Source organism: Roseomonas sp. BN140053 (genome assembly GCF_047690175.1).
In the GTDB taxonomy this organism is placed as follows: Bacteria; Pseudomonadota; Alphaproteobacteria; order Acetobacterales; family Acetobacteraceae; genus Roseomonas.
Genome location: NZ_JBLLEB010000025.1, coordinates 57,364 through 66,305, shown reverse-complemented (window position 1 = coordinate 66,305; position 8,942 = coordinate 57,364). Strand labels below are relative to the sequence as shown.

The following is an 8,942-nucleotide window of genomic DNA, read 5'->3' as shown; positions in this document are numbered from 1 at the left end:
CGCAGGTCCTCCGACAAGGTCTTCGCCATCGCCGCTGGCCTCCAACCCCAGCCAGCAGCTTGAATCAGATTGCCCCCGAGCCGGGCAAGCCCTCTGATTCGGTTCGCTCGGAATCTGCTCTAGCTGCAGCGGAGTAGTGACGGACCGAGGTGCGCCGCAACCCTCCATGGTGGGAGCGGGCGAATAGCATGCATCGTGACCATCCGACCCGTGCCTGCTGCCCCCCCAGGAAGCTTTGCGCCAGCCTTCATCCGCAGGATGCCCTGCTCGAGCGTTGCGGACAGTGCTTGCAGAGAGGCGCGCGTACGTCCCACCATCACGGCGCACGGCTCGTTGGCTACTCTTCAATCGATAGATCGTCAGAATACAAAATCTTAGGAGGCGGCCCAAAGCTCCCTGCCGGTTTGGGGCTCGGCTGCCTTCCGACACAATAAATATTCGGGGAATAATGTCGGAGCCCCGGCGTGACTGCGATCAGCCTGTATGCCGGCCGCAACCATCGTAGATCAGAGGTTGGAGACGGAAAATAGCCGGCAGAGAGGACATCCAGCTTCATGAACTCAAACAGTGCCGTCACTTGCCGCAATGTATATTCGTGCTTGTGCCGCCCGGTAGGGTCGGAGCGGTACTTATAGTAAATGTTCTTGCGGAATACGAGTTTCACGATATTCCCGATTGCGGAGACATTCGGTACCGTGACGCACAAAATGCCACCCGGCCGTAGGATCCTGCGCACTTCATGAACGAATCGCATCGGAAAATTCTCGAGATGCTCCAACACCTCGCATGCCGTAACAATATCGAAGGAGTTGTCCGGAAAAGGAAGATCTGACTTCTCGATATCCGAATGATGAAGCTGGATCGCCCCATGTCTCGAGTAGATCTCGTTAATTCCCCTCATCGGATGGTCGTCGTTGGCGAAATAAATTCCATGACATTCACGAGCGCCCTGCTGCTGCGCTTTGTACAAGAGATAGAATGGCGATGCGCCCACGTCCAATATGCGACTACCTTCGACGTTTGACCTGATTAGGTCAAACGTCCGGTCCATCCGATCCTTCGCCTTGTTGAAGTAATGGTTCTCGCAGTGATAGGGAGAAAGTCGAGAGAGTTCCCTGTCGTAGTACAAATAAAAATCCTCCGCGTCCCCTCTCCCTCCAGGGGACACGCTGCGTGATGCAGCAGGATGGACAGGCATGGGGCTCTTTCTCGACATCACTGTGATCCTATGTCCAGCATCCACCGGGCGCATTTCTCACTCTACATGACCACGCGCCGCAGCAGAGACCAATTGCGAAGCGGCACCCGGAACCTTGACGTATGAGGCACACCCGAATGAGAGCCGCATTCACGGATCATCTGGTGTGGCAGAAAACTCATGCGCGAGAGGTCGTCAGCGATGCGCGGCAGGCGATCAGGATAGCTTTTTTTAACGTTCTCCGGACAAGGAGAACGTTCGCTGCGCTCCGGGCCCGCTTTCCTCTGCCAGAACACGCGCGCCGTCTCGACGAGGAGCATCCGCCACGGATTACCACCTCGCGTTCAACCAACAGCGCCGATCCCCGACTTACGCGGCCCGCGAGTCATCAGCCGGTTCACGCCCACGAAGCACTGCGCGGATCCGTTCGCGCAGGTGCTGGGGGAGGAGCCACATCAGCGTGAAGGCGAAGAGCTGCCGGGCGGTCGGCCGACCGTGGCGCAGCCCCAGGCGCAGGAAGGTGAGGAAGGCCGCATTGCGATCGGGTGGCGCCAGTGCCCGTGTCGCCACGGTTAAGCAGAAGCCGCTGAAGGCACGCGGCGTGACCACATCCCGCATGGATTCGATCCAGCCGACCGACTTTCTCCAGGGATAGGTATTGCCGGCATAGTAGGTCACCAGCGGCTCGCGCACGGTTACCAGGCGGAACCCGTGCTGCTTCACCGCCCGGATCGCCAACTCCCACTCCTCATGGTGCGCTTGGCCGAAGTGCAGCTGCTCGAACATCGCACGTGGCACCAGCAACGAGGATGTCTGCAGCATGCTTTCCCCGCCTTTGAACCAGGACAGGCGGTCGAACAGCCACTCATCGATCGGGACCTTGCCGTCGTATGGGCTGCTGGGTCGGATGAAAACACCGTTCGGCGTGACGACCCGCGACAGCGTCGTGCAGATGGTGCGTGCCGGGTCGGCCGCGAGGGCGAGTTGCTTCTCCAGCTTCTCCGGCATCCACTCATCGTCGTCGTCGAGAAACGCCAGCCACAGCCCGGTACCGGCGCGCGCGCCAGTGTCGCGCGCCGGGCCCGGCCCCGACTTTACGGGGTTCACCACGTGCCGAACACGCGGGTCCGCCACGGCTTCCAAGGCCGCAATCGTCTCGTCATCGCCCTTCTCCACCGCAACGATGACCTCCAGGTCCGACATGGTCTGCGCAAGGGCGCTGCTGACGGCCCGCGTCACCATGACGGGCCGCTTGAAGGTGGCGATGACAACGGTCACGAGCGGCATGCCGGCGGGCCTTCGGAGTAGGGGTGGCAGCTGCGGCAAGGCGCGTTACCGTAGGCGGGATCGGGAGCGGCCCGGCCTGCGGCCTGTACGGTGGTGATCACGGGGAGGCTGTCCCGCACCCAGCGGCTCGAGCCGGAATGACCGAGTCGGGGGACGACGCGGACCGAAGCATCGCCGAAGCCACCCAGAGCCGGGTCTGCCGCCAGATCCAGCCTGCGAAGGCCAGCTCGCCGATCAGGATGCCGCCGATCGACCACAAGGGTCCGCTGACCGCGAGCAGGATCGCCACTGCCACCACGGAGATGCCGGAGGATGCGACGCTCGCCAGAGCGAGCGGCCGGAACGCCCCGGCCGACTGCAGGAGGGCGCTCTCGGGCGTGCGCAGCAGCCGCACGGCCACCACGGCCATCCACAGTGCCGCGGCCGTGACCAGGAACGGCATGCTGTACTGCGGCGGAAACACCAGGCGCGGTCCGTAGTACAACAGTGCCCCCGCCGCCAGCACATTGGCGATCCAACCCGTCACCAGCACCCAGCGGAAGAACCGCACCGAGGCTGCGGCTTGGCCGATCTGCCCGTCACCGATCTGCCGCGCCATGCGGGCGCGCTCGAACTCCGTGAGCGCGTTCATCGCCACGTTCATCGGTCGCACCAGAAGGGTGCTGGCCGCGATCGGGGCGAAGCCTTCCGGTCCGTAGACGAGGGTGACGATGTAGACGTGCGAATTCGCGGTTGCCTCGGTGGTGACCACGCCTAGGAGCGACCATCCGGCAAATTGTCGCCACACCGCCCGATAGCCCGGCAGATCCCGCCACGACATCCCGGTGAACTGGCTCACGAGGTAGTCGCGACCGAAGGGCAGCAGCCCCGCCACTGCCCCCAGCAGCAGCGTCGTGAAGGCCATTTCCAGATCCGCCGTACGGGCCAGGAGGATCAGGACCAGTCCGGCCAGCAGGACGAGTGAGTAGGCGAGGTCGGATGCTGTGGCCCGCAGCGGCCTTCCCGTCGCGTAGGCATGGGCGCGCGCGAACCAGCGTAGCAGCGCCAAGGCTGCGGAAGCAGCGAACAGCGCCGCCCCCCCGGGCGCTACGCCAGCCACGATTCCCAGCGGCAGGAACAGCATGAAGGCCAAACCCGCGCCCAGGAGGTTGGTCGTGAACAGGGAGCGCAGCAGGCGCCTGCGTGACGCGACGTCGCCGGCCGTAAGCAGGATCGGTAAGGGCGCGCAGAACAAGGCACCCCACACGCCCCAACTGAGCTGCGACACGATCAGCAGGAATGAGAAGCTGCCGAAGGCACCGATATCCAGCACCCGCAGCAGCACCAGCGACAGGGCGAACTGCGCCACCGCGGACCCGACCGGACCCATCGTTGCCCAGGAATAGTGGAGAAGGTTGCTGGCGAGCCGCAACGAGCCACGAGCCATGCTAGGAGCACCCTCGGCAGAGGCGCGGGGCCGCGCACCCTGCCCGAGCCGCCCCGAGACCCTGCATCACGCCGCTTCGCATGACGGCGTCACGCTCATCGCCGATTTTTCCGACAGTGTTGCATCGCGGGAGAAATCAATCATATTCGCGATAATGGCAAGCTGGGATTGGCACAGCCGCGGCACGGACGCGCTTGAGCCGATGCGGTTGTGTTCTGGAAGACTTGTGCGACCCACGTTGGGATCAGGGCTTACCGGAATGGCGACGCACGGCGCCGTTCTGGGATGCGAAGGTGCAGTGCCGTGGATGCCGCCGAAGGGCAGTGCGGCACACACGGGGGACCGGGTCCGATCTACGCGTGGTGACGTGTTGCGAAGGGATAAGGCGGGGTGGCGCCGGAGAGCGGCCCTGACCGTCACGACGGGGCAGGCCGACCCTCGGGCGGCCGCCAGCGTCGCAGCACCGGAGACTTCGCCTCCTCACGTCACCGGGTGGCAGCCGGCGTGGTCCGTTTCCACTAGAGAGCTTCGGTAGAGGAACCTTCGATGGACTTGGCACAACTCGATCGGTCGCTGGAAGCGGTCGCCAAGTCGGTGTGGCTCGTGGCTTGGCGGCACAAACTCATCCTGGTCGCGACCAGCCTGCTGGTTTTCGTGCCGGTCTTCCTGTTCATGTTGAGCCTGCAGCCACGTTACGAGGCCGCGACCCTGCTGATCACGGGGCAGGGCGACTTGGAACGCCGACCGGGTGAGGCGCGCAGGACCAATGAAACGCCTGCCTCGCTGACGCGCATCGCGCTGAGCGAGGAGGTGGTGGTCAGCGCGATCGGGAAGGTCGGGCTGCAGAACCTCGTGGGACCGGTGCAGCCCGCCTCCTCCTCGATCTTCGCGCGACTGCGCCAGGCCGTTTTCCCGTCCCTGGTGGAGCCGCAGCGCGAGGTTACCCCGATCGAGGCGGCCCTGCCCCGGATCAGTGCCGGGCTGAACGCCAGGGGGGAGCCGAATTCCGACATCGTCACCATCTCGTTCCGCCACCCGGATCCCGTGATCGCCGCTCAGTTCTCCGATGCCGTCGCCCAGGCCTTCATCGAGCGGCAAACCTCGCTTTACAGCCGGCCAGGCGCCGTCGACTTTTTCCAGCGGCAGCGTCAGAGATTCGAGGAGGAACTGCAGCGCGCCTCCGACCAGTTGGAAAAATTCTCCACGCAGACCGGCGTTTATTCGGCCACGGAGCAGCGGCAGTTGCTGCTGCGGCGCATGAATGACCTGTCCTCGGCACTGGCGGTCACCCGCGGCTCTATCTCGCAGAAGGTCGGGGAGCGGCAGGCCCTCGCGGATTCGCTGCGGCGGCTCGCCCCGGTCACGCGCTCACCCTACGTGTCATCCCTGGTGGACTCCCTAGGCGGCGACCGGCCTTCCCCGTCCAGGGGTGCCGACGCCCGCGCGCTGGATGACCGTTCCTCGGATCCACCATTGCTGCTGGTCCGGGTCTACCAGGACTCCATGGTGGCGCTGTTCAGGGTGAACTCGGAACTGACCGGGGCGCAGAGCTTGCAGCAGCAGCAACAGGTGGAACTCGGGCGGCTGACTGCGGAGCTGAATACGCTGACCGAGAATGAGCGGCAGTTCGCCAATCTCACGCGTGCAGTGGACCAGGCCAGCTACAATTCCGACACCTATTACAAGCGCATGATCGAGGAGCAGATCAACGCCGAGTCCAACACGGTGCGGTTCTCTTCGGTGAAGGTGCTGCAGAGGGCGTTGGTGCCGCTGCGGCCCATCTTCCCGAACTACATCGTCGTGACGGTAGCGGCGCTGCTGGGAAGCCTGCTCGCCGGGCTAGCGGCGGCCCTGCTGCGGAGCTGGACGGTCCGCCGCTAACCACCACGGCGACGCGGCATCCCGGCGCAGCAGGTTTCCTCTCGCCGGGTTCCTCGTTGTACACTCGGCATGAATACGCCGTCCTGGCAGCATGGCGCGATGCAGGATGGCCCGGGCCAGGAGAGATATGGCTTGAGCAGTTCCGAGAGCCTACGCCCGGCACAGCCTGCCCCCTCCTACCGCCCCGACATCGATGGACTGCGCGCGGTGGCGGTGGTGGCTGTGGTGCTGTTCCACTGCGGTGTGCCGGGTTTCTCCGGCGGCTACGTCGGCGTGGACGTCTTCTTCGTGATTTCGGGCTACCTTATCACCGGGCACCTCGCCGCCGAGATCGCCGGAGGGCGCCTGTCCATCCTGCGCTTCTACGAGCGCCGCATCCGTCGAATCGTGCCTGCGCTCTTCGTCACGCTGCTGCTCACCTGGCTCGCAGCTGCCGTATTGCTGCTGCCCCCTTACTTGCTGGAAACCTCACGGTCGCTGGTGGCGGCCGCGCTTTCCGTGTCCAACATCTATTTCTGGCGGGCCGCCAACTACTTCGCGGTGGACAGCAGCTTCCAGCCCTTGCTGCACACCTGGTCGCTATCGGTGGAGGAGCAGTTCTACCTGTTCATACCCGTGCTCATGGCGCTCGCTGCCCCGTTGCTGCGGGCCCGCTGGGTGGTGCTGTTCGCGTCGCTCTGCGCGGCGAGCTTCGCGCTGAGCGTCTACGCCACGACGACCTTCTCCACCGCGAACTTCTTCCTGCTGCCGACCCGCGCCTGGGAACTCGGCCTGGGCTCGCTGTTGGCAACCACGCCGCTGCCGCGGATCCTCCGCCGTCGCACGGCCGAGTTGGCCGGGATCGCCGGGCTGCTGCTGATCCTGGCCCCGGTGGTGCTGTTCACCGAGGCGACGCCCTTTCCGGGGATCAATGCCCTGTATCCCTGTCTGGGCAGCATGCTGCTGATCCATGTGGGACGTTCGGCCCGGTCTTCCGTCACGGTGCTGCTGTCCACCCCGCCCTTCGTGGCGCTGGGCCTCATCTCCTACTCGCTCTACCTCGTGCACTGGCCGATCATCTCGCTGCTGCGCTACCGGGCGGTGGGCATGCTGGACACGTCGCAGGTCGTGATGGTGCTGGCGGCGAGCCTGGTCCTGGCCACCCTGTCCTGGCGTTTCGTGGAGCAGCCCTTCCGCCGCCCCAGCCCCGCGCTGACCCAGCGCCGGGTCTTGCTGGGAGGGGTGGGCGCCATCGGGGTCGCCTGCCTGGTGGGACTCGTGGGCATCGGCGCCCGGGGCTTCCCCGCCCGCTTCCCGGACTTCACCGAGCAGGCCATCACCGGCAACGAACAGTGGATGCCGGACCGGTGCTTCTTCCTCAGCCACCGCGATCCGCGACGGTGGTCGCCCTTAGACTGCACCCGCGTGGCGACCGGGCCGCACCGGGTGCTGCTCTGGGGGGACTCCTTCGCGGCCCAGTACGTGCCCGGCCTAGTGGCCCAGGCTGACACTCTGCGGGCGACAGTGATCCAGTATACCGCCGCCGGCTGCCTGCCGCTGCTGTCCTCCGCGGCTTACGCCCAGATCAGGTGCCAAGCTTTCAACGGGCGCGTGCTGGACATCCTCCGGGAGCAGCGGATCGACACCGTGCTGATCGCGGGCCGCTGGTCCGGCATGAAGGGCCGTTTCGAGGAGCTGGCGGCGACCCTGGCCACCCTGGATCGCCAGGGCGTGCGCACGGTGATGATCGGCCAGTCGCCGGAATTCCCGGCCGACGTCCAGGTGCTCAGCTTCCTCAAGGGCAGCAGGGCAGACGACGCGGTGAACCGCTGGCCCGTGCTGTTCTCGCCGGACCTCAACCAGGACCTCGCGGGCGTGGCGGGCCGGCACCGCTTCGTGGACCCCATGTCCGAACTCTGCACGGGGCCCCTGTGCACCTACCAGGAGCGCGGCACCTTCCTGTTCGAGGACTTCGCCCACTATTCCGTCGCCGGCAGCATCCGGGTCGTCCGATCCTTGCTGGGACCCGAAACGCTGCTCCAGCCCGGAAGTGGCGAGGCGCCGCGCTAGATGACCGGGTCCGGCCGCGTCACCAGGGTGCGATCCTCGGCGACGCAGGCGCGCAGTGCCGCGGCCAGCGCCCCGGCGCAGCGATCCCAGTTGTAGTCCGCCCGCACCTTCGCGGCCGCGATGCGTCCGCGACGGCGAAGATCGGCGAGATCCTGGCGGGCCAGGAAGCTCGCGGCTTCCTCCACCGCGCCGCTCGTGCTGACGACCTGCCCGTCATAGGTTTCCACCATGTCGCGGGCGCCCGCGAGCTCCATGCACACGGGCAGCATCGAGCAGGCCATGGCTTCCAGCACGATCAAGGGGTAGGAATCGATGCGCGACAGGTGGATCAGGATGTCCGAGCGCTGCAGCAGGTCCAGCAGCACGGCCTCGGGCACGCGGCCCAGCACCGCCACTTGGTCTCCCAGGTCGCGCTCGGCGATCATGGCGTGTAGCCGCGCGGAGGTCGTCTCGTCGGCGCCGCCGGTGATGCGCGCGAAGAACGGCACCCCGGATGCCCGCAGCTGCTCGCACACCTCGACGAACAGGAAGGTGCCCTTGCCTTCGGACAGGCGGCCAGAATGGATCAGTTGCAGGACGGGCGGCGCGGAGCCTTCGTCGGGCAGCACCGAGCCCAGCACCGCGGCGGGCAGGAAGTTCCGGATCAGGGAGCGCGGCAAGGCAGCGGGCAGGTTGATCTCGCGCTCCTGCGTCGGCGAGATCAGCGCCAGCCGGTCAGCGAAGCCGAGCAGCCAGCCGCTCAGCGCCCGCAGCGCCGGATTGGACTGCGAACGCCAGTTGGAGCCCAGATGCGGTGTCACCATCACCCGCAGCCCCAGCAGCTTGGCGAAGGCCAGGTAGCAGAGGTCGGGCAGGTTCACGTATTGCAGCCACACCACGTCCGGACGCTGCCGGCGGTACCGGAACAGACTGGCCAGCCCCCCCAGCAGCACGGGCAGCCGGCGCAGGGTGAGAAAGGCGGTGCCCGTCGGGATGCGGTTGATCCGCCACTCGCCGCTCCGGCCCAGCGCTTCCGCCGAGCGCTCGCAGAAAGCTTCCACGCCGCCCGGATGGTCGGATGAACCGCCGAGGATCAGAAGGTGCATCGCGCTCCACGTCGCC

General features: G+C 66.0%; 8 protein-coding genes. 2 read left to right on the top strand and 6 right to left on the bottom strand.

From position 1 onward, the window contains the following. Positions 1-337: 337 nt before the first annotated feature. From ACLIBK_RS18800 to ACLIBK_RS18780, 5 genes are all read right to left on the bottom strand, one after another. On the bottom strand, positions 338-1,198 hold the full coding sequence (locus ACLIBK_RS18800) for a class I SAM-dependent methyltransferase (RefSeq protein WP_415388830.1): 861 nt from the start codon (positions 1,196-1,198) through the stop codon (positions 338-340). A gap of 62 nt (positions 1,199-1,260) precedes the next feature. Continuing rightward, positions 1,261-1,518, bottom strand: coding sequence for a hypothetical protein (locus ACLIBK_RS18795; RefSeq protein ID WP_415388829.1), 258 nt, complete (start codon positions 1,516-1,518; stop codon positions 1,261-1,263). Between the two features lie 49 nt (positions 1,519-1,567). After that, entirely contained in the window at positions 1,568-2,485 is a 918-nt protein-coding gene (locus tag ACLIBK_RS18790; RefSeq protein ID WP_415388828.1) for a glycosyltransferase family 2 protein, read from the bottom strand. A gap of 97 nt (positions 2,486-2,582) precedes the next feature. Further along, positions 2,583-3,833 (bottom strand): hypothetical protein, encoded by a 1,251-nt coding sequence (locus ACLIBK_RS18785; RefSeq protein WP_415388827.1) that lies wholly within the window; start codon positions 3,831-3,833, stop codon positions 2,583-2,585. Positions 3,834-3,977: 144 nt separating this feature from the next. Beyond that, the gene (locus ACLIBK_RS18780) at positions 3,978-4,247 is read right to left on the bottom strand and encodes a hypothetical protein (RefSeq protein ID WP_415388826.1); all 270 of its coding nucleotides are present in this window, start codon (positions 4,245-4,247) and stop codon (positions 3,978-3,980) included. A 210-nt stretch (positions 4,248-4,457) separates the two neighbouring features. On the opposite strand from ACLIBK_RS18780, the gene ACLIBK_RS18775 reads away from it, so the two are divergent. Together ACLIBK_RS18775 and ACLIBK_RS18770 are read left to right on the top strand one after the other, a co-directional pair. Then, a complete protein-coding gene (locus ACLIBK_RS18775) occupies positions 4,458-5,792 on the top strand; it encodes a GumC family protein (protein WP_415388825.1) in 1,335 nt (444 codons plus the stop codon). A 132-nt stretch (positions 5,793-5,924) separates the two neighbouring features. Further along, positions 5,925-7,841: an acyltransferase family protein gene (locus ACLIBK_RS18770; protein WP_415388824.1), complete on the top strand. Its 1,917-nt coding sequence runs from the start codon at positions 5,925-5,927 to the stop codon at positions 7,839-7,841. Here the strand turns inward: ACLIBK_RS18770 and ACLIBK_RS18765 are convergent. Beyond that, positions 7,838-8,926 (bottom strand): glycosyltransferase family 4 protein, encoded by a 1,089-nt coding sequence (locus ACLIBK_RS18765; RefSeq protein WP_415388823.1) that lies wholly within the window; start codon positions 8,924-8,926, stop codon positions 7,838-7,840. The two genes, ACLIBK_RS18770 and ACLIBK_RS18765, sit on opposite strands and share 4 nt — an antisense overlap. Between the last annotated feature and the right edge of the window lie 16 nt (positions 8,927-8,942).

What these genes read in the sequence shown, in the direction of transcription:
- ACLIBK_RS18800 (WP_415388830.1), bottom strand. Translation starts at nt 1,198, where the DNA reads ATGCCTGTCCATCCTGCTGCATCACGCAGCGTGTCCCCTGGAGGGAGA.
- ACLIBK_RS18795 (WP_415388829.1), bottom strand. Translation starts at nt 1,518, where the DNA reads ATGCTCCTCGTCGAGACGGCGCGCGTGTTCTGGCAGAGGAAAGCGGGC.
- ACLIBK_RS18790 (WP_415388828.1), bottom strand. Translation starts at nt 2,485, where the DNA reads ATGCCGCTCGTGACCGTTGTCATCGCCACCTTCAAGCGGCCCGTCATG.
- ACLIBK_RS18775 (WP_415388825.1), top strand. Translation starts at nt 4,458, where the DNA reads ATGGACTTGGCACAACTCGATCGGTCGCTGGAAGCGGTCGCCAAGTCG.
- ACLIBK_RS18765 (WP_415388823.1), bottom strand. Translation starts at nt 8,926, where the DNA reads ATGCACCTTCTGATCCTCGGCGGTTCATCCGACCATCCGGGCGGCGTG.